This window comes from Pedobacter hartonius (assembly GCF_900107535.1).
In the GTDB taxonomy this organism is placed as follows: Bacteria; Bacteroidota; Bacteroidia; order Sphingobacteriales; family Sphingobacteriaceae; genus Pedobacter; species Pedobacter hartonius.
The window spans coordinates 372045-391998 of the sequence record NZ_FNRA01000005.1 but is presented as its reverse complement, the minus strand read 5'-3'; the positions used below and the strand labels follow the sequence as shown (position 1 = coordinate 391998).

Annotated in this window: 19 protein-coding genes; 12 read left to right on the top strand and 7 right to left on the bottom strand. The window is 44.2% G+C overall.

Annotated elements, in window-relative coordinates:
• Positions 1-311: 311 nt before the first annotated feature.
• Positions 312-1481, bottom strand: coding sequence for an ATP-binding protein (locus BLW16_RS12045; protein WP_090556836.1), 1170 nt, complete (start codon positions 1479-1481; stop codon positions 312-314).
• 267 nt (positions 1482-1748) lie between these two features.
• Here BLW16_RS12045 and BLW16_RS12040 point away from each other — a divergent pair, with 267 nt between their 5' ends.
• On the top strand, positions 1749-2234 hold the full coding sequence (locus BLW16_RS12040; protein WP_090556886.1) for an OsmC family protein: 486 nt from the start codon (positions 1749-1751) through the stop codon (positions 2232-2234).
• On the opposite strand, the gene BLW16_RS12035 is transcribed toward BLW16_RS12040, so the two are convergent.
• The 3 genes from BLW16_RS12035 to BLW16_RS12025 form a co-directional block, all read right to left on the bottom strand.
• Positions 2203-3387 carry a PAS domain-containing protein gene (locus tag BLW16_RS12035; RefSeq protein ID WP_090556834.1) on the bottom strand — a complete coding sequence of 395 codons (1185 nt, stop codon included), beginning with the start codon at positions 3385-3387 and terminating at the stop codon, positions 2203-2205. The genes BLW16_RS12040 and BLW16_RS12035 overlap by 32 nt on opposite strands.
• A gap of 321 nt (positions 3388-3708) precedes the next feature.
• Positions 3709-4068 (bottom strand): CoA-binding protein, encoded by a 360-nt coding sequence (locus BLW16_RS12030; RefSeq protein WP_090556832.1) that lies wholly within the window; start codon positions 4066-4068, stop codon positions 3709-3711.
• A gap of 51 nt (positions 4069-4119) precedes the next feature.
• On the bottom strand, positions 4120-5661 hold the full coding sequence (locus tag BLW16_RS12025; protein WP_090556830.1) for an NAD(P)/FAD-dependent oxidoreductase: 1542 nt from the start codon (positions 5659-5661) through the stop codon (positions 4120-4122).
• Between the two features lie 600 nt (positions 5662-6261).
• Between BLW16_RS12025 and BLW16_RS12020 the strand changes: the two genes are divergently transcribed.
• The 9 genes from BLW16_RS12020 (at position 6262) to BLW16_RS11980 (ending at position 13501) form a co-directional block, all read left to right on the top strand.
• Positions 6262-7497: an aspartate aminotransferase family protein gene (locus BLW16_RS12020; RefSeq protein WP_090556884.1), complete on the top strand. Its 1236-nt coding sequence runs from the start codon at positions 6262-6264 to the stop codon at positions 7495-7497.
• Positions 7498-7512: 15 nt separating this feature from the next.
• A complete protein-coding gene (locus tag BLW16_RS12015; protein ID WP_090556827.1) occupies positions 7513-8535 on the top strand; it encodes a zinc-dependent alcohol dehydrogenase in 1023 nt (340 codons plus the stop codon).
• Between the two features lie 117 nt (positions 8536-8652).
• The gene (locus BLW16_RS12010) at positions 8653-9339 is read left to right on the top strand and encodes an HAD family hydrolase (protein WP_090556825.1); all 687 of its coding nucleotides are present in this window, start codon (positions 8653-8655) and stop codon (positions 9337-9339) included.
• On the top strand, positions 9290-10468 hold the full coding sequence (locus tag BLW16_RS12005) for an MFS transporter (protein WP_245735247.1): 1179 nt from the start codon (positions 9290-9292) through the stop codon (positions 10466-10468). Before BLW16_RS12010 ends, BLW16_RS12005 begins: the two co-directional genes overlap by 50 nt.
• Positions 10469-10642: 174 nt before the next feature.
• Positions 10643-11224: a LemA family protein gene (locus BLW16_RS12000; RefSeq protein WP_090556821.1), complete on the top strand. Its 582-nt coding sequence runs from the start codon at positions 10643-10645 to the stop codon at positions 11222-11224.
• Positions 11225-11306: 82 nt separating this feature from the next.
• Positions 11307-11750, top strand: coding sequence for a TPM domain-containing protein (locus BLW16_RS11995; protein ID WP_090556819.1), 444 nt, complete (start codon positions 11307-11309; stop codon positions 11748-11750).
• A gap of 6 nt (positions 11751-11756) precedes the next feature.
• The gene (locus BLW16_RS11990) at positions 11757-12545 is read left to right on the top strand and encodes a TPM domain-containing protein (protein WP_090556817.1); all 789 of its coding nucleotides are present in this window, start codon (positions 11757-11759) and stop codon (positions 12543-12545) included.
• A gap of 24 nt (positions 12546-12569) precedes the next feature.
• Positions 12570-12950 carry a hypothetical protein gene (locus tag BLW16_RS11985; protein ID WP_090556815.1) on the top strand — a complete coding sequence of 127 codons (381 nt, stop codon included), beginning with the start codon at positions 12570-12572 and terminating at the stop codon, positions 12948-12950.
• Complete coding sequence (locus BLW16_RS11980) at positions 12950-13501, top strand: NUDIX hydrolase (protein ID WP_175470561.1); 552 nt, start codon at positions 12950-12952, stop codon at positions 13499-13501. The genes BLW16_RS11985 and BLW16_RS11980 overlap by 1 nt, the downstream gene beginning before the upstream one ends.
• Positions 13502-13780: 279 nt before the next feature.
• Here the strand turns inward: BLW16_RS11980 and dnaA are convergent, their stop codons facing one another.
• From dnaA to BLW16_RS11965, 3 genes are all read right to left on the bottom strand, one after another.
• Entirely contained in the window at positions 13781-15211 is a 1431-nt protein-coding gene (gene dnaA / locus BLW16_RS11975; RefSeq protein WP_090556813.1) for a chromosomal replication initiator protein DnaA, read from the bottom strand.
• A 194-nt stretch (positions 15212-15405) separates the two neighbouring features.
• Entirely contained in the window at positions 15406-16953 is a 1548-nt protein-coding gene (locus tag BLW16_RS11970; RefSeq protein ID WP_090556811.1) for an acyl-CoA mutase large subunit family protein, read from the bottom strand.
• A gap of 1 nt (position 16954) precedes the next feature.
• Positions 16955-17494, bottom strand: a complete 540-nt coding sequence (locus BLW16_RS11965) for a DUF7935 family protein (RefSeq protein ID WP_090556809.1) — start codon at positions 17492-17494, stop codon at positions 16955-16957.
• 168 nt (positions 17495-17662) lie between these two features.
• Here BLW16_RS11965 and BLW16_RS11960 point away from each other — a divergent pair, with 168 nt between their 5' ends.
• Positions 17663-18013, top strand: a complete 351-nt coding sequence (locus BLW16_RS11960; protein WP_090556808.1) for a HesB/IscA family protein — start codon at positions 17663-17665, stop codon at positions 18011-18013.
• Positions 18014-18108: 95 nt separating this feature from the next.
• A complete protein-coding gene (locus BLW16_RS11955; protein ID WP_090556807.1) occupies positions 18109-19341 on the top strand; it encodes an ABC transporter permease in 1233 nt (410 codons plus the stop codon).
• Positions 19342-19954: the final 613 nt, after the last annotated feature.

The window sequence follows — 19954 nt, the reverse complement described above, 5'->3', positions numbered from 1 at the left end:
TTACCTATCAGCATATTCTGTACAGTAACGGACAATAGTAAACAAATAGCAGTAACAAACTGTAAAGCTTTTCCTGTATAAGACCAACTGTAAAGCGAAACCCTGACCAGATCTCTTGAACTTATTCTGGTTGGATAGTTCGTGTATTGCTTTATGTTGCCGGGACCTTGCCTCGTCGTTGGAATATCCCTGACAGGGGGTTGGAAGGAAAAAAATGCCAGCAAGCCACAACCAGGAACCTCTGATTCAGCCTACAAAATCCTGTCAGGATAAAGCAGTATATGAACATGCTACAATTACAGTAACTCATTTCATGAATTCAAATGAGACAACCTATTTCCGAGAAAGTCCTTTAAACTGATAACAGTCATACCATTTACGGTATCATAAGTATCACTTTGAGGAGTAATAATGAATTTATATTTGGGATTAAGGTCCTGTACACAACTGACAAACCCTTTAGACACTACAGGAGAATTAGATAACTTGATTTCAATACAAGCAACAGGTGTTACTCCCTGTACAAGTATAAGATCACACTCTGCCCCTGCCTGTGTGCGGTAAAAGAACAGTTCAGTATAATTTGGCTTACACATGTATATCTGTTCAATAACATATCCCTCCCATGATCCCCCTGCTACAGGATGCCCAAATATGTCGTCCAGTGAAGGTATATTTAGTAATCTGTGTAGTATTCCCGTATCTCTGATATAGGTTTTGGGAGATTTCACCAATCTCTTTTTAGCATTGACGAACCAGGGCTGCAGTCTTCTCACCATATACCCACCTTCTAAAAAGTCAAGATATTTTACCACCGTCGTCGCGCTCACTCCCAATGAACGTGCAAATACCTCAAAATTCAAAAGATTTCCATTTGAATGTGCCAACATACTCCAGAAATTACGTAAAATAACCGCTGAAAGGTTTACTCCAAACAAGAGCGCTAAATCACGCTCTACATAACTTCTGATGAAATCGTCAAGCCATTCTTTAGCATCTTCATCACTCGTTGCCAATAGTGCTTCAGGAAACCCGCCCCTAAACCAGTGTCCCTTATAGTGAATATTCTCAGGCAATTCAGTTATACCAATTGGAGTGAGTTCGTTATAAGCAATACGTCCCGCCAGGGTTTCTGACACCCCTTTTACCAGTAAAGGCGAAGCCGAGCCTAAAAGTATAAATCTGCCGGGTGTACGTTTTGCATCAATTAATGGCCTGAGTACCGAAAATAGCATGGGTATCAGTTGAATTTCATCTATGATCACAGTACTATTTTCAAATCCCGTTAAATAAGTATACGAATCCTGAAGTTTGGCCTGGTCTACAGGATTTTCCATGTCCAGATAAACAATTTCTCGATTAGGCATCTGCAATTGTTTGGCCAGAGTTGTCTTACCAACCTGGCGCGGACCCAAAATTGCGATTGCAGGAGACTTATTTAGTTTTCGCTGAATTTCTGATTGAAGATTTCTCTTTAACATAATCAAATATAAGCTATCAACCTAGTAAATCCAAACTTAAAGTTTGGATTTACTAGGTTGATAGCTGTTTAAATTCAATTCAGAAGAGCAGACTTATTTCCAACGTGCTTTAACACCACCGCTTTCGCGGGATGAAAACCCAGGTCTTCCGGCCAGATTCAGGCATAGCAATCCCCCTGAATTAAATCCCTGTTTTTAATATTCGAATTTAACTTATTTTTGCCACTGAGACATACTAACGATACTTACATCAGCAACCACATATTTATGGAAAGAGAACACAATTACAAATTATCTTTAAAATGGAACGGCAATACAGGTAACGGAACATCGGACTACAGGGCTTATGAAAGGGCATATTCAATACACATAACAAACAAACCTGACCTGGACGGTTCCTCCGATCCTACATTCCGCGGAGATAAAACCAAACACAATCCGGAAGATATGCTGATAGCCGCACTGAGTTCATGCCATATGTTATCTTATTTACATGTTTGTGCAACCGGAGGCGTAATTGTGGTTGACTATTCAGATCACGCAACCGGCCTGATGGTTACCACATCAGATGGTGCAGGCCATTTTACAGAAGTTGTTCTGAACCCAATTGTAATTGTGGCCGATGCTTCAATGATTGAAAAAGCAAATGAATACCATAAAAAAGCCAGTGAGCTGTGTTTTATTGCTAATTCAGTTAATTTTCCTGTTAAACACAACCCGGTTACCCTTCCCCCTCCATCGTCTGCCGGTTGATCAGAATAACAGCATCATCAAGCTCCTTTGAAGAAACCGCCAGAAGCGCTATCAACTGACGGACGTCATCCTCCTGAACGGAAGAATCCCTGATCAGGTTAATTAAACCAAGTATATTACTCAGCGGACGCCTTACCTGGTGGGAGTTTATCCAGGCTATTTCCTTCAGCTGTTCATTCTGGCTCAGCAGCTGCTGTTCAAACCTCTTCTGTTTATCGATATCCTGCATCGCTCCAATCATTCTCGCCGGCTCTCCCGCAACATTAAAGATCACATAACCCCTGTCCCTGATATATTTTACAGAACCATCCGCACAGATATACCTGTATTCTGCAGACCACTCTTTTCTTTTATCAGCAAGAAGGCTCTTAAATGCTTCCTGCACATATTTACGGTCATCAGGATGTATCTTTTGCATTGCCCAAAAAGAATTCTGGGTGGATTCACCGCTGTAACCAAAGATTTCAAAATATCCCGGCATCCAGGTCAGTTCATCCGTCAGGATATTATAATCCCAGATCACATCATTGGTTGCCTTGTTGACCGTCTCATATAAATTCAGCAGGTCATTTATTCTTTTTTCGTCATTGATAGATTTATCAATATCGGTGATCATTACCAGGTAAGCTCCCTCCCCTATCAGGGGCACATAGTGAAATGTAATCTGCACATAGAAACAATCACCATTCTTCTTCTGATGCAGCCACCTGCCGGATTCATTTGTCAGCTCCCCAAACTCATCAAGAAAAACCTTTATGCGGTTTCGCTCCTCCCTGGGCCGGATGTCAAATGCATTCATCCGCAGAAATTCGCTTTCGGTAAATCCGTAGAGCTTAACCATAGCTTCATTTACAGCAAGAAACTTTAGGGTACCTTTAGTCATCACATACATTGGAAGCGGACTCCCATTAAAAAGCTGCTGATAATTGAGCTCATTAGTCAGATGAATTTTCTTATAAAAGCCCACGGAAAAGTAGATGATCATTGCCGCAACAACCAGAAATGACAAGTCTTTATACAAGGAAAGCTTTCTGATTCCGGTGTCTGCTGAAGCTATAGCAGACAACTCAATAATGCTTTCAATAATCAGCAGGGCAGTAATCCCAAGCATCAAATAAAAAACAGTTATTTTAAATAAGGATAAGTTTTTCATCTGTTTATATCGCTTTTACAGGTATGAAGTTATCATCACTCGATAACATACACTTTACTGGCTGTGATATCAGGATCAGCATATTCAGTCAATATTTGGTTTATATACTACGATGATAAATTGAAAAAATGCCGTTAATAAATAATTAACAGAGAAGAACCGGAACTGCAAACATACTTAAAAGATACGGCAGTTAGGATAGTTCAATCAAACGAAACTATCGTACGCAGCAGCTCCAGCGAAAGTAAAGAAAGAAAGAAACGCTCCTTACCGAAGTAAAAGCATCATGGGGAACTTCTTTGTCATTCTATATGATGACCTCTAATACTGGCCCGTTGCCAGTAAAACCAATGTACAGGCATTCAGGGTTTCGATACCGTTTTCATTCAGAAACTTCTCCAGTTTATCGTTTTCAGTTCCCGGGTTAAATACCACACGCCTGGGTTTGGTTTTCAGCAGGTAATCGAAATAATCCGATTGTAATGCAGGACCGATATACATGGTAACAGTATCGATATCGTCATGGATCTCTCCGGGCTTTTCGATAGCAACACCCGCAACTTCACCGTTTTTAATACCCACATTCACTATAGAATGCCCTTTCGATTTTAGCATTTGTGCCGCACGATAAGCATATCTTGCAGGGTTCGGGGTCGCGCCGATGATCAGGGTGTGTTTCATCTGGATAGTATTATAGTTATCGAGTAAATAACAGCCGCAATACTTAAATGTTTAATTAAATTTAAGCACGGCATTGGCACAATTTACACCATCAATCGCAGCAGAAACAATTCCTCCGGCATATCCGGCACCTTCCGCGCATGGATACAGACCCGCTACTTCAGGATGCTGAAATGTTTCCCTGTCCCTCGGAATACGGACAGGTGATGAACTTCTGCTTTCTACACCAACCAGTATAGCTTCATTGGTATAATAACCTTTCATTTTCTTTCCAAAAACAGGAAGGGCGCTTTTCAGGCTTGATGCGATGAAATCCGGCAATGTTTCTTTGAGCATCACACTCCTTGTTCCCGGCAGGTATGAATTCCTGGGCAGATCTGCGGAGACCCTGCCTTCAACAAAATCTACCATCCGCTGCCCCGGGGCAACCAGATTACCGCCTCCTAAAGCAAAGGCCGTTTTTTCGATCTCCGACTGAAAGTTCATCATCCGTAACGGATCATCTCCCGGGACATCTTCGAGCGTCACCTGAACTACTGTTCCTGAATTGGCAAACGGATTATTTCTTTTGGAGGGCGACCAGCCGTTGACCACAATCTCATTTTCATAGGTGGCACAGGGAGCAATGATCCCACCCGGGCACATACAAAATGAAAATACGCCCCTGCTTCCCACCTGCTCTACCAGGCTATAATATGCAGGCGGCAAAAACTCGCTTCGTACCGCACAATGGTACTGCGCCGCATCAATAATTTCCTGCGGATGTTCAATGCGTACACCCAGTGCGAAGGGCTTAGCCTCCACAAGGATGCCTTTTTTATTTAACAGGGTATAAATATCACGGGCAGAATGGCCTGTGGCTAAGATCACTGCCTCTGCGTCAAGCTTTTCCTCATCATTGACCACAACACCTTTGATCTTTCCGGATTCAATCAGAAAATCTGTTACCTTCTGGCCGAAATGAACTTCGCCACCGGCATTTAAAATAGTTTCCCTGATCGCAGTGATGATATGCGGAAGCTTGTTCGTCCCGATATGCGGACGTGCATCTACCAGAATATCATCCGTCGCACCATGCTGAACGAAGATCTGCAGCACTTTGTTGATGTCTCCCCGTTTATTGGAACGGGTATATAATTTTCCATCGGAGTAAGTTCCTGCACCACCTTCCCCGTAGCAATAGTTCGACTCAGTGTTTACAATCCCCTCTTTGTTGATCAGCGCCAGATCCCTCCTGCGCTGTTTTACATCTTTGCCACGTTCCAGCACAATAGGTTTCATACCGTTCTCAATGCACTGCAACGCGGCAAACAGACCTGCCGGACCAGCACCTACAATGATCACCCGCTTTTTATCGGCCACATTTTGGTAATTGAGCGTAAAAACATCGGCAACCTGCGGTTCGTCTATGAATACGTTAACCTGCATCCTGAAGATGACCCTGCGGGAGCGTGCATCAATGGACCGTTTTAGAATTTTATATCCCCTGATCTGTGAGAGGACGATCTTTAAAGCAATGGAGAGCTGTTTTATAATTTCCTCTTCACTGCCTGCATCCTCCGGGGCAATAGTGATTTCTATTTCTTTTTGCATATCATTCCGTCAGGTTTTTATCCTGAATAGCGGCAAAGATACAGAAATCTGTACTATTTATTTCTGACACGATAGTTTTCCCTCACAAGACACCCCGACAGTTAACCATAAGAAAACTAAATAGTTAAACCAGCAATCATTCGTGAAAATTACCTGCTTAAAAATATAAAATTACACCAACTGACAGGTATAGCTTCATAAATAAAAATACATTAATCTGTTTATAAAATATTAATTAACAATAGTTTAATAATTTATTTTATCCTAATCACACACCATCATAGTCCCTGACCGGAATTACGAAACAATCTGTTCGCCTGCCCCCTCCGGGCTGCGCATAAAAATGCCTTAAATACACATGAAAAGCAACATACTGCCCTTATTATTGATACACCTGCACCATCCGGCAGCAAAAAAGGGAAACCTCAGACGGTAATCCCGACATATCCCTAACAACGCCATTGTTTATATAAATTAATCAGCAGTTCATATAATATTATAAGTTAAGCAAAAACGTAATGATAGATTCGGTCACCAAAATAAATTAATTAACAACAACGATTGGATTCTGTAATGGAATTTAATCCTAATTATGAACCTATGTCAAATCCTATTAATTTCGTTAAAGGTGAAGGGATCCGTCTGTATACTTCTCAGAATGAAGAATATATCGACGCAGTTTCAGGCACCTTCAATATTTCACTCGGTTACAGCCATCCTGAACTGGTGGAACTGCTTAAAACTCAGGTCGAAGATCTCATACATGTATCTTCGGCATTCACCGCTGAGGCTGCCCAGGACGTGCTCGATGATATCGTAGCCAGCGCCCCGGAATACATTACCCACGGCTGGATGCGCGATATTATCGGCTCTACAGCCAATGAAGGGGCAGTAAAGATCGCCAACAAATACAACGGGAAAAGCGAAGTGATCAGCCTGGCTTTATCACACCACGGACAAACACTGTACACTACAGCCATTTCGGGAAATGCATTCCGCCGGAAATCATTCCCGAATACGGTTTCAGTACAGCATGGCGTGGTACCCGCCCCCTATTGCTACCGCTGCCCTTATTCAGCTAAGGGTGCACCGGAATGCGGCTTTCTTTGTGCTGAGGCGATTTATGACTATGTGCATTACGGCAGTTCTGACAATGTATCCTGCATGATCCTGGAACCGATCCTCGGAAACGGAGGGAACATTATACCACCGGATGGATATTTTGAACGGATCAGAAAGATCTGCGATGAGCTGGAAATCGTACTGATTGCAGATGAGGTGCAAACCGGCATCGGCAGAACAGGTTACATGTTCGCAAGCGAGCACTATGACATCAAACCAGATATCATTACCCTGGCAAAAGGACTGGGCGGCATAGGCATTCCCGCAGCGGCCATACTTTACCGGTCACAGTTTGATGTATTTGAAAAATTTGAACATTCGTATACCTCAGGAGGTAACCTTTTATCCCTGGCAGCTTCAAAAAAGACCGTGGAAATAGTTTCCAGGGAAGGCTTCCTGGAAAACGTCCGCACAAACGGAGACCTGCTGGGCAGCATGCTCCAAAAACTGAAGGAGCACTACGGCCATATCATTGGCGATGTAAGAGGCATAGGCTACATGTGGGGCCTGGAGATCGTTGATAAAAACGGCGATCCCGATCCGGACCTTACCAACCGTATTATCTCCATTGCGCAGGACGACCATCATATGATCCTGAGAGGGTCACGTTACGGATTTGGCAATGTAGTGAAGGTAAGACCCACATTAACAGCCACACCTGAAGACATCCAGGAGATCATTTCAAGACTAGACAAATTATTCAGCCGCTTATAACCATATTCTTTAATTATGAGAGCAATTGTATACCACAACCCATGGAATATCCGGGTTGAAGAAAGGGAAGAACCAACCATTTCTATGCCAGACGAGGTGATCGTGGCCATTCGTGCCACCGGGATCTGCGGTACAGACCTCAGTATAGTTTCGGGAGAATATACAGCGCGTCCGCAGGTAATCATCGGTCATGAATCTGCCGGTGTAGTTGTAGAAACAGGCGGCAGTGCCGGAAAATGGAAAACGGGTGACCGCGTAATTATTGACCCTACCTATTTTTGCGGAGAATGCAGCAACTGCAGAAAAGGCCTGCGCAACCACTGCCTGGAAAAGGCCAGCACCGAGGCCGGCGTATCAATAGATGGCACATTCACCAGGTATTTCAAAACCACCAGCCGCTTTATCTATCCCCTGAATGAAGAAATACCTTTTGAGCAGGGCGCCATGTCTGAACCACTCAGCTGTGTACTGACTGCCGTTAAAAAACTTGCGGTCACACCTTTCATGCGCACCGCTATTCTGGGGGGCGGCCCTATAGGATTACTTTTCTACACCGCCCTCGCACAGCATGGAATAAAAAATGGTGTCATCTATGAAGCTTCAGAAAATCGTATCAAACTGATAGAAAAGCACAATGTTTTAGCTGATAACTGGAACCTGGAACCTGAGTTCATCCCTCAGAAAAACCAGTACGACCTGATCATTGATACCACCGGCAGCCTGCTGGAAAAATCAATGCAGGCAATTGCTGACGGCGGAAAAATATCGATGATGGGACTACGCAATAACCAGCAAACGATCAACCCAAGGGAAATAGCTGACAGGAGCATTTCTATCATCGGCTCTATTGATTCACAGGACACCTTTAAACATGCGGTTGACCTGATCAACAGCGGCTCCCTCGGACTGGAAAAAATCATTACCAACCAATACAGCCTGAACGACTTTGGCATCGCGCTGAAACACCTCGGCTGCGATCTGGAAACACAGCGCAGAAGCAATGATATTTCAAGCCTCAAATCTGTTATCCAAATGTAACCCCAAAAACAAATCAGATGAACCCGGCATGATTAAAATAATGATTACTCTTTGGGCTTAATCATTATTTTAATCATCAAAGGCTCCATCTAACAATTAAAACAATAAACAAATCAGATGAAATATATCATTTTCGACATCGACGGAACTTTAACCGACACAACAGCGATCGACGATCACTGTTACACCCAGGCCATAGAAGAGGTCTTCAACTTCAGGGATTTCAGCACTGAATACGGAGATTATCAGCACACAACCGATTCCGGTATAATAGACCAGCTGTTCAGGGAACGCCTTGGACGTTCCTTTTCCGAAAAAGAACGGGACAGTTTTATTCTTCATTTTTGTAAATTGCTTGAACAGGAGTATAAAAAACAGCCCGGTTGTATCATGGAAATAAATAAAGCAGGCAAGATAGTGGAAGCGTTATGCGGGGAAAAAGATATCAGCGTAGGCTTAGCCACAGGAGGCTGGCGTGAATCAGCACAATTCAAGCTGCGCTGCGCAGGTATTAATATTGAAAGATGCACAGCGGCTTCTTTCGCACAGGATGCCATGGCAAGGCAGGACATCATTGGCCATACCATCAGGAAAATGAATTTGCAGCACGGGCTGGAAATGGATTTATCCAACATTGTTTACATTGGCGACGGCAACTGGGATTACCTCGCCACCAGAGAACTGGGTATTCAATTCATAGGTATTGAAAACAGACGGCTCGAACATCTGACTGATATTATTAAAATCACCGATTATGACGAGCTCCATCAGCACATCGGTCTATATGCAAATAGTATTGGATAACTCAGATCACAAACGGGGCTTCCGTATAGCAACCAGTATCTTCTTTTTTATAGCAGGCCTCACCTATTCCAGCTGGGCCTGCCGTATTCATGAACTGAAGATCCATTTTAGTTTAAATAACGCAGAGCTGGGAAGCATCTTATTTGCACTGCCCATAGGGCTCATGATCAGCCTTCCCGTTTCGGGCTGGATGGTGACCCGCTTTGGCAGCAGAAAAGTACTGATCCTGGCAGGATTAGGCTTCCCGCTCATGCTCTGCGTCATCGGTTTTACTACGCAGATCTGGCAACTGGTGATTGCACTGTTCCTCTTTGGCTTCCTGAATAATGTATTTGAAATAGCAATGAATACACAGGCTGTGGGCATTGAGATCCTGTATAAACGGTCAATCATGGCTTCCTTTCACGGGTTATGGAGCCTTGCGGGGTTTACGGGTATCGCATTGGGCACTCTGGCAATCGCCCTGAATTGCCCCGTACGGTTTCATTTCTCGGTTATCGCAGTGCTGTGCTGGTTACTGGTTACACTGAGCTGGAAATACCTGCTGCCGTCGGACGAGCCTCAGGACGCACAGCCCCTGTTTGCCAGGCCGGACAGGAACATCCTTAAACTGGGCCTGATTGCATTTGCCAGCCTCATCACTGAAGGCACGATGTTCGACTGGAGCGGCGTCTATTTCCAGAAGATCGTTCAGGTACCTGCCGCTTTAACCACGGTAGGATATATCGCTTTTATGGGTACCATGGCTGCCGGACGTTTTGCCGGCGATCACCTGGTTACCCGGTTCGGGATCAAACGCGTACTCCAGTGCAGCGGCATCATCAGCACTTCAGGATTATTGCTCGCAGTGGCCATCCCCCACATCTATACGGCCACGTTCGGCTTTTTGCTGGTAGGCATAGGCGTATCTTCAGTAGTACCTCTTGCACTGGCCCTGGCAGGCAGGTCTAAAACAATGCCGTCCGGGATGGCCATCGCAGCAGTTTCAACTGTGGGCTTCCTCGGTTTCCTGATCGGCCCCCCACTGATCGGCTTTATTGCTGAGGCCACCAACCTTCGCTGGTCTTTCGCCATGATCGCTATTCTCGGTCTTGGTACTACACTATTGGCCTCAAGGATAAAACACTGAAGGGAACCCATAGTTGGTTCGGCCTGCCAAAATTGTAACATTCTGGAATAAAACACGGGGTTTTACATCTATTTCCATACATCTTGTCAGGTTTTTCGCCCGAAACGTAACATAGGTATGGAAATTGTATCTTAATGTGTAAATTAACCCTTGTTAAATCAAAATAGGATAAAAATGAAAAAAGCAATATTAGGAGTTATCGGAGCCTTGTTCTTCACTACCCTGTTCAGCAGTTGTGGCTATAATTCAATGGTTAAGCTTGATGAAGACGTGAAAACAAAATGGAACCAGGTGGAAACACAATACCAGCGCCGTTCTGATCTGATACCTAATTTAGTAAGTACTGTAAAAGGCGCAGCTAAATTTGAGGAAGGTACACTTACCGCTGTTGTCGAAGCACGCGCTAAAGCAAGTCAGATCAAGGTTGACGCCAATGACCTTTCGCCAGAGAAAATTGAAAAATTCCAGGCCGCACAGGGCCAGATAGGCCAGGCCTTAAGCCGCCTGATGGTGCTGACAGAAAATTATCCTGAACTTAAAGCTACGCAACAATTCAGCGACCTTTCTGTACAACTGGAAGGAACGGAAAACAGAATCGCCGTTGCCCGTAAGGATTTTAATGATTCGGTACAGGAATACAACACGAAAGTGAGATCATTCCCCAACAACCTTACCGCCGGCATGTTCGGATTTAAACAACGTGTTGGATTTAAGGCTGACGAAGGTGCCCAAAATGCCCCCAAAGTACAATTTTAATCAACAGGACAACATTTAAGGGTATTGGGTGTTTTTAGTTAAATGCACTCATTACCCTTTATCTGTTTAATACACATCACATATGTCATTTCTGACTGAACAAGAACAAGACCTGGTCACCAGCGCAATCGCCGATGCTGAAAAACTGACTTCAGGCGAAATTAGAATTGCAGTAGAAAAACATTGTAACGGTGAAGCATTTGACAGGGCAACAGCCTATTTCACCAAACTGGGAATGGACAAGACCTCGCTGCACAATGGCGTATTGATCTATCTCGCCTATAATGACCACAAATTTGCGATCATCGGCGACAGGGGGATCAACCGCGTTGTACCTCCCGATTTTTGGGAAACTACGCAGGTGGCCATGAAAGCGCATTTTGCCGGGGATAACATAGTTAACGGCCTCATTGCAGGCATCAGGCTGGCCGGAGAAAAACTCGCTATTCACTTCCCCCATAGAAACGGAGATATCAATGAACTGCCGAACGACATTATTTTTATGGACAAAAAGGAATTTAACTAAGAACAAATGAAGAAATTAATCTTAGCATTATTCCTTGCATTATTGCATACCAGCGGGTTCGCACAGGATTACCCTGCAAAACCTAATACGCTGGTAAATGATTATACAGGTACACTCTCGGAAGTACAAAAACAACAGCTGGAAAGTAAACTGGTCGCATTTGACGATTCGAGCTCTACGCAGATTGCCATAGCGATCATTAAAAGCGCAGGCCAGTATGACATCAATGAATATGCGCTCGGACTCGGCAGGGCATGGGGCGTAGGCGCAGAAAAAAAGAACAATGGCGTAATGATCGTTGTTGCACTGGGCGACCGTAAGATTGCCATGCAAACAGGTTATGGCCTTGAAGGTGCGCTGCCAGACATTATCACCAAAAGAATTATCGACAATGAGATCAAACCTTATTTTAAGGAGGGAGATTATTACAGCGGACTTGATGCCGGCACAACTGCCATTATCAAGTATACCAAAGGAGAATACAAAAATGATAATCCGAAGGCAAAAACATCAAACAATAAGGCCGGCAATGCTATATTTATCATTGTCCTGATCATCATCTTCATCATCATTATCATCAGAAAAGGCGGCGGCGGTAATGGCGGCAGCCAGGTGCTGGGCGGACGCGGTTCAGGCTCAGGCTTTTTAACGGGTATGCTTTTGGGCAACCTGCTTGGCGGCAGAGGCTCCGGCGGAAGCTGGGGCGGCGGTGGCGGCGGAAGCAGCAGTGGCGGAGGCTTTGGTGGCTTCGGCGGTGGAAGTTTTGGTGGCGGAGGCAGTAGCGGCAGCTGGTAGGATATGTACAGACGTGATCTATTAATGGCCGAAATACAAAAGCTTGCACAGGCACTGGCAAAGCTGATGGGGCTCAAACTGGAAGGCAAACTGGAAGAGGCAGACCGTGGAATTGAGGAGATGCTTGAACATGAATTTGGAATTCTTCTGACGGACCTGCTGAATTGCAGCCCTGCGGACTTTGAAGTTTTCCTCCATCAGAAAGATTTTCCTGCGGAAAAACTGGACATGCTTTCACAACTGTTATACCTGAAATTCGATAAAAATCTAACCAGAGAGCATACCTTATTAGCAGAGAAACTTCAGCTCATTTACCAAACCCTGGAAGTTAAACATCATGTTGTAAACATGATCAACCTGGGGCGGCAAAAGAGCATAGCACAATACTTAAACCTTAATTCCTGATGGAGATTTTAAAATGGCAGAAGCTTTCTTCCCGTTACCTGGTGGAGGAAAGATGGGCGACTTTACGTGTAGACACCTGCAAATTACAAAACGGCACGATTAAAGATGATTATTACGTGCTCGAATACCCCGATTGGGCAAATGCAATAGCATTGACAAAAGAGAACAAACTTATCCTGGTACGGCAATACCGTCATGCCGCTGATATCATATCCCTGGAAGTTCCTGGAGGAGTGATTGAAGCGGGTGAAGAACCTGAAATTGGCGTGAGAAGGGAGCTTCTGGAAGAAACGGGATACACCTTCGACAGCTGTGAGCTCATCGCTACGCTTTATCCCAATCCTGCAACGTCTACAAACCGGACGTTTACCTATCTGCTGAAAGGCGGCGTTAAAACGCAGGAACAACATCTGGATGAACATGAGATACTCGATGTAGAAGAATATACGATTGAAGAAGTAAAACAGCTGTTGCTGGATAACAAGATCGAACAGTCATTGCATGCCGCGGCCTTGTTTTATGGATTGCTGAAACTGCAAGCGGTTAAATAAACAGAACTATGATCACGGCTTCCCTCTTTAGTTTGATGTAATGACCGGAGGTTTTGCTATACGCCTGTTTAGATGATCCCTTAGATAATCTTTAAAAAATTTTGATATACTGTATCCGGCCTTGTCGTTCTTTCGCGAAGCGAATTAATGCAGCCGGAATACAGCATACAAAAATTCTTCAGCAGGAGAAGATCCCCAGGACATCGCAATGTTATACTATTAATATGGAATCAGATATAGCAGAACGCGCCATATCAAGCTCAAATTGAGCAACAAAACCTAGCTCATTTTGAGTTTTTTCTGTATATCATGTACGTAACCTTTGAATTTTTTATCCGTATCAATCAGATCTTCTACGGTCTGGCAGGCATAGATTACGGTAGAGTGGTCGCGGCCACCAAAGAAAGCCCCAATGGTCTTCAATGATGACTTGGTATGGCTTTTAGAAAGGTACATGGAAATCTGACGGGCCTGTACGATCTCCCGTTTACGTGTCGGGGATTTCACCATATCGACAGGAACTTCGAAATACTCACATACCAGTTTCTGTATGTATTCCATAGAAATCTCTTTCGTCGTGTTCTTGATAAAGTTCTTTAACATCTGCTTGGCTAAAGAGAGGTCAATATCTTTTTTATTCAGTGTGGACTGCGCCAGCAAGGACACCATCGCCCCTTCCAGCTCCCTTACATTGTTGTCAATGTTATGGGCTACATATTCTACCACTTCCTGCGGAAGCTCAATGCCGTCGGCATACATCTTCTTTCTCAGTATGGCAATACGGGTTTCAAGGTCAGGAATCTGAAGATCAGCAGAAAGCCCCCATTTGAAACGGCTCAGCAAGCGTTCCTCCAATCCAGCCAGATCTTTAGGCGCTTTATCCGAAGTAAGGATCACCTGTTTGCCGGACTGATGTAAATGATTAAAAATATGGAAGAAGATATCCTGTGTTTTTTCTTTACCTGCAAAATTATGCACGTCATCCATGATGATCACATCCATTGCCTGGTAGAAGTTCACAAAGTCGTTGATCGTATTATTCTTCAGTGAGTCTACAAATTGCTGGCAGAATTTTTCGCAGGACACATAGATGACCAGCTTATCCGGCATGGTTCGTTTGATCTCATTGCCGATCGCCTGCGCCAGATGGGTCTTCCCCAGGCCTACACCTCCGTAAACCATTAGCGGATTAAATGAGGTACCACCTGGTTTTGCCGCTACGGCATAACCGGCCGAGCGTGCCAGCCTGTTACAGTCGCCCTCAATATAATTCTCGAATGTATAATTTGAGTTCAGCTGAGGGTCTACATTCAGCTTTTTCAGCCCAGGGATGATAAAAGGATTTTTAATATCCTTGTTTATAGAAACAGGTATCGGCATAGACTGCATTTTAGCTTCTGCCCCGTTACCATTAGAGGGCATATTGGTTGTATATGGTGATCCGCTATTGGAAGATTTATCCACAACAATATTATATTCCAGCCTGCCTTCCTCTCCCAGCTGTTTCTTCACTGTCTTGCGCAACAAACCAACGTAGTGTTCTTCCAGCCATTCATAGAAGAATAAACTAGGTACCTGTATCGTTAAAACTTTGCCATCCAGTTTAAGGGCAGAAATCGGTTCGAACCATGTTTTAAAACTTTGGCTCGGGATATTGTCCTTAATAATCTGCAGACAGTTTTTCCATACTTCGGTACAAGTTTTTTCCATAGGTGTCCTATATATTTGTTGATTTTCGGCAGCAAAAACAGCTTAATGAAAATACTGTTTCGGGAGATCGAAGATTCAAAAAATTATCAACAAAAAAAACTAAAATTTCATTTATTTAGTAAGTACTTAGGCAGCAGAGTTATACCTTGCTTAACCTCAATTTTTTGTGTGGATAACTATTTATTAACATCTTTTCAATACTCTCCGAAAACGCTTCGCAGTACATCTGCGATTTCACCCAGCGTGGCATAAACTTCCACAGCGTGCAAAATAAATGGCATGAGATTATCTGCAGATTCAGCAGCTTTTTTTAAATTATACAGCGCAGAATCCACTTCAAGGCTGTTTCTCTCGCTTTTTAAACATCTTATTTTCTCTATCTGAATCGCCCTGATCGATTCGTCAATCTCTAGTGTATCGGTAACTACTTCCTCTTTCTGTGCAAATCTGTTCACACCAACAATGATCCTGCCAGCTTCTTCAATTTCTAACTGATATTTATAGGCAGCGGCAGCAATTTCATTTTGGATGTACCCGTTTTCAATTGCATTTACCGAACCTCCCATGCTATCAATTTTATCAATGTATAACTGCGCTGCATGCTCAATTTCGTCGGTCAGTGTTTCCACAAAAAAAGACCCCGCGAGGGGATCGGGCGTATCTGCTGCACCACTCTCAAATGCGATCACCTGCTGTGTGCGCAAGGCGATTTTTGCGGCTGCCTCCGTCGGCAGGGAGAGGGCCTCATCATATCCGTTGGTATGCAGGGATTGTGTACCTCCAAGCACGGCTGCCATGGCCTGATTGGTTACCCTGATGATATTGTTCATCGGCTGCTGCGCGGTTAGCGTAGAGCCTCCCGTTTGGGTATGGAAACGCAGCATCTGTGCCTTCTCATCTGTTGCTCCAAGGTCTTTTGTTATTTTTGCCCACATCCTTCTGGCAGCGCGGAATTTGGCTATCTCTTCAAAGAAATTGTTGTGGCAATTGAAAAAGAACGAAAGACGCTTTGCAAAAACATTAATATCAAGTCCTTTTTCCAGTGCGGCGTTTAAATAGGCTTTGCCATTGGCCAGCGTAAAAGCAAGTTCCTGTACCGCCGTAGAACCAGCCTCACGGATATGGTATCCAGAAATGGAGATCGTGTTCCACTTAGGGACTTCCCTGCTGCAAAATTCAAAAATATCAGTGATGATCCGCATCGAAGGCTTCGGAGGATAAATATAGGTTCCCCTGGCAGCATATTCCTTCAGGATATCATTCTGTATGGTTCCGGATATCTGCCGGATATCTGCGCCCTGCTTTTTCGCAAGGGCAATATACATCGCCAGCAAAACAGCAGCTGTGGCATTGATGGTCATCGATGTGGTGATCTTCTCCAGCGCTATCCCTTCAAAGAGTATTTCCATGTCCTTTAAGGAGTCAATAGCCACACCCACCTTACCCACTTCCCCTTCAGCCATTTCATGGTCAGAGTCATATCCGATTTGCGTTGGAAGATCGAAGGCCACCGAGAGTCCCGTTGTGCCCTGCTGCAGCAAGTAATGGTACCGTTTATTGGATTCTTCAGCTGTACTGAAACCCGCGTACTGGCGCATGGTCCACAGACGGCCGCGGTACATGTCTTTCTGGATACCCCTTGTAAAAGGAAATTCCCCGGGTTTTTCCGTTACAGCGGAAGCCTCAGTGTACAATGGCCTGATCTCTATATCAGAACTGGTAAACCTTTTTTTTTCTTCCATATTAAAATAGCTGATGAATATCCTGTTTGATCAGTTTTATGGTGAGTTCATACGGATTCGCGGCAATTCCGGCCATGTGTTCCAAAACTTTTCTGCTCAGATCCTTGCCGCTGGCGTCCTCGGGCAGACCGTTTACCGCATTGTTGACCATCACAATGGTATCATCCTTCAATTTACGCAATACATCCCAGCTTGCAGCATTTATATACAACTGCTGACTTACATTATGCTGGTATTCTGACCTTACTTCATTGAGGATAATTGCCTGCAACCCGGCAGCGGGAATACCCTGCTCATACAGCCTCAAAAACAAGTTTGACGGGTTAAGCCGATCTACAAACACGATCATCCGCTCATAAGCCTGCAGACGAAGCTGAAGCAATCCGGCATCTTCCCCTTTTACGGTTCCTGCAGGCTGAGCCGACATGTATTTCCTGAAATCATTTCTCAGCAGATTCCAGGAAATTACCACTACTCCTACTCCTCCGGCTGTCAGCAAAAGAACTTGCGTAAGGGAATTTATTATAAATTGTGCATTCATTCTATGATTGTTAGTTGCAAACAAAAATGTGTTTTTATTATGAATAATTTTAATTCTTTACGTCAAATTGACCGTGTCCGGATTTTGCGGCATACAGCATCAAACATTTGTTATTATCTTTGTTTAAATTCCGGCTTGGAAATAGAATTAAGACCTAATTAGAAAATCATGAGTACAGTAGATACAGCGTTTGCGCCGGTTTCTTTTACTGAAACGGCTGTAAAAGAACTTTTAAAATTAAAGGACCAGCAGGAAATATCTGACGATTTTGGTTTACGTGTAGGTGTTGAAGGCGGCGGATGTTCAGGAATGAGCTATTTGCTTGGCTTTGACCAGAAGAAGGAGGGGGACCAGGAATTTATAATTGACGGAATTAAGATCTACATGAATAAAGCGCATCAGATGTATTTGCTGGGAATGCAGGTAGACTGGCAGGATGGCCTGAATTCAAGAGGCTTCACATTCAGCAATCCCAATGCAGACAGTACCTGCGGGTGCGGAACAAGCTTTTCCGTTTAAGTTTTTTTACGGATTCAGTGTAACATTTTATGGGTCCCGTTGTCATAACAACGGGACTTTTTAGTTTTGCTCCCAACTCAAATCGATTTCAGGAAATGACCTATACCGAAAATATAAGACTTGCCATGCAGGCGATACAAAGTAACCGGCTGCGCACGATGCTCACGGCATTGATCATCGCCATTGGATTATCGGCACTGGTAGGTATCCTGACCACACTCGATGCGGTAAAAAAAAGTATGACTGAGGCCTTTTCCAATATGGGCGCCAATTCTTTTACCATCCGGAACCGGGGAACCGGGATTCGTATAGGCGGCCCGGGAGAAGGGCCCAAGCCTTTCAAATCTATCCGTTATGAAGATGCCTTTGCTTTAAAGAACAGGCTTGAAGCCCCGGCGACAGTGACGATCAGTGTAACAGCCACACGAGGGGCTACAGCAAAATACAGTAAAGAAAAAACAAATCCCAATATTTCTATACAGGGAATCGACGAAAACGGGCTCAAAGCACAGGGACTGGACCTTGCCTTTGGCAGGAACTTCAGCAGCGCCGAGTCAGAGCTGGGCAATAACCTGTGTATTATCGGGAGCGAGATCGCCACCACGTTATTTAAACATGAGTCAGCCATAGATAAGATCATCACCGCCGGCAACAGCAGGCTGAAAGTGATCGGCGTACTGGCCAGTAAAGGATCAAGCCTGGGTTCCAATACGGACAGGGCCATTTTTATTCCCCTGTACAAAGCAAAGGTCATCAATTCCAGCACCAATCCTTCCTATACGCTTACCATAACAGTGAACAGTAATGACCAGATGGAGACCGTTATCGGGGAAGCTACTGCCGAATTCAGAAAGGTTCGCAAGATCAAGATCACTGACCCCAACAACTTTGAGATCACCAAGAGTGATGCAGTAGCGCAAACCTTATTTGAGAACCTTGCCATGATTGCCGTTGGCGGGATTACGATCGGTGTGATCACGCTTGTCGGGGCTTCCATCGGATTAATGAATATCATGCTGGTCTCGGTAACGGAAAGGACGAGGGAAATCGGTATCAGGAAAGCTATCGGCGCCAATCCGTCTGTGATCCGGAAGCAATTTCTGATCGAAGCAGTAATGATCTGCCTCATGGGGGGTGCAATGGGGATCCTGTTCGGAATACTGCTCGGAAATGCAATTTCACTGGCAATGGGAGGTGCATTCATCATCCCATGGTTGTTTATCATCGGTGGCTTTGCGCTCTGCGTACTTGTTGGCGTGGTTTCAGGCTATTATCCTGCAAGGAAGGCATCAAAGCTCGATCCTGTAGAAGCGCTGCGTTACGAGTAAGCATTTTACGTAGCGGAGGTATTTATATTCTGTTCTCCGTATAATTTATTTATCATTGATAATAGATCATTTCTATAATTGATCTATTATTCTCTATCGCTGAACTATTCTTCGAATGGATTTCTTGTTTTCTAACTGTGATCTCTTGTTTTCTAATTAATTTCTTGTTTTCTAATTGATTTCTTGTTTTCTGAGGGATCTTCTGCTGCTGAAAATTGGTGGTACTATATTCCGGCTGCATTAATTTGCTGCGCAAAAGAACGACCAGGCCGTCATATAGTACCACCAATTTTTTAAAGATTATCCAGGAGATTTTCTAAACAAGCGCTTTAAGCATGATGCCAAACCAACGTATAGTGTCATTCAGCTCAGGAAAGAATCATAAATAAGGGAAGAGCTATTAACCCTCAGACCGGCTTCATGCATAGCCATCCGATCGAGCCGCCATGCCAGGCCATCGTATCAAGCCATCATGCTATTGGATCATCTCAAAAAAAAGGTATCCCTCTTACGATGCCTTCTCTGCTGCGCTTCAGCAGCAGGCAGCATTGAAAGAGGGATACCTTTTTTTTCAGCGAAGCCAGAAAGAACTCTTTTAAACTATAGCAAAGAG

What these genes read in the sequence shown, in the direction of transcription:
- BLW16_RS12030 (WP_090556832.1), bottom strand. Translation starts at nt 4,068, where the DNA reads ATGAAACACACCCTGATCATCGGCGCGACCCCGAACCCTGCAAGATAT.
- BLW16_RS11985 (WP_090556815.1), top strand. Translation starts at nt 12,570, where the DNA reads ATGGCCGAAATACAAAAGCTTGCACAGGCACTGGCAAAGCTGATGGGG.
- BLW16_RS11995 (WP_090556819.1), top strand. Translation starts at nt 11,307, where the DNA reads ATGTCATTTCTGACTGAACAAGAACAAGACCTGGTCACCAGCGCAATC.
- BLW16_RS11960 (WP_090556808.1), top strand. Translation starts at nt 17,663, where the DNA reads ATGAGTACAGTAGATACAGCGTTTGCGCCGGTTTCTTTTACTGAAACG.
- BLW16_RS12045 (WP_090556836.1), bottom strand. Translation starts at nt 1,481, where the DNA reads ATGTTAAAGAGAAATCTTCAATCAGAAATTCAGCGAAAACTAAATAAG.
- BLW16_RS11970 (WP_090556811.1), bottom strand. Translation starts at nt 16,953, where the DNA reads ATGGAAGAAAAAAAAAGGTTTACCAGTTCTGATATAGAGATCAGGCCA.
- BLW16_RS12020 (WP_090556884.1), top strand. Translation starts at nt 6,262, where the DNA reads ATGTCAAATCCTATTAATTTCGTTAAAGGTGAAGGGATCCGTCTGTAT.
- BLW16_RS12040 (WP_090556886.1), top strand. Translation starts at nt 1,749, where the DNA reads ATGGAAAGAGAACACAATTACAAATTATCTTTAAAATGGAACGGCAAT.
- BLW16_RS12025 (WP_090556830.1), bottom strand. Translation starts at nt 5,661, where the DNA reads ATGCAAAAAGAAATAGAAATCACTATTGCCCCGGAGGATGCAGGCAGT.
- dnaA (WP_090556813.1), bottom strand. Translation starts at nt 15,211, where the DNA reads ATGGAAAAAACTTGTACCGAAGTATGGAAAAACTGTCTGCAGATTATT.
- BLW16_RS12005 (WP_245735247.1), top strand. Translation starts at nt 9,290, where the DNA reads ATGACGAGCTCCATCAGCACATCGGTCTATATGCAAATAGTATTGGAT.
- BLW16_RS11955 (WP_090556807.1), top strand. Translation starts at nt 18,109, where the DNA reads ATGACCTATACCGAAAATATAAGACTTGCCATGCAGGCGATACAAAGT.
- BLW16_RS12015 (WP_090556827.1), top strand. Translation starts at nt 7,513, where the DNA reads ATGAGAGCAATTGTATACCACAACCCATGGAATATCCGGGTTGAAGAA.
- BLW16_RS12035 (WP_090556834.1), bottom strand. Translation starts at nt 3,387, where the DNA reads ATGAAAAACTTATCCTTATTTAAAATAACTGTTTTTTATTTGATGCTT.
- BLW16_RS12000 (WP_090556821.1), top strand. Translation starts at nt 10,643, where the DNA reads ATGAAAAAAGCAATATTAGGAGTTATCGGAGCCTTGTTCTTCACTACC.
- BLW16_RS11965 (WP_090556809.1), bottom strand. Translation starts at nt 17,494, where the DNA reads ATGAATGCACAATTTATAATAAATTCCCTTACGCAAGTTCTTTTGCTG.
- BLW16_RS11990 (WP_090556817.1), top strand. Translation starts at nt 11,757, where the DNA reads ATGAAGAAATTAATCTTAGCATTATTCCTTGCATTATTGCATACCAGC.
- BLW16_RS11980 (WP_175470561.1), top strand. Translation starts at nt 12,950, where the DNA reads ATGGAGATTTTAAAATGGCAGAAGCTTTCTTCCCGTTACCTGGTGGAG.
- BLW16_RS12010 (WP_090556825.1), top strand. Translation starts at nt 8,653, where the DNA reads ATGAAATATATCATTTTCGACATCGACGGAACTTTAACCGACACAACA.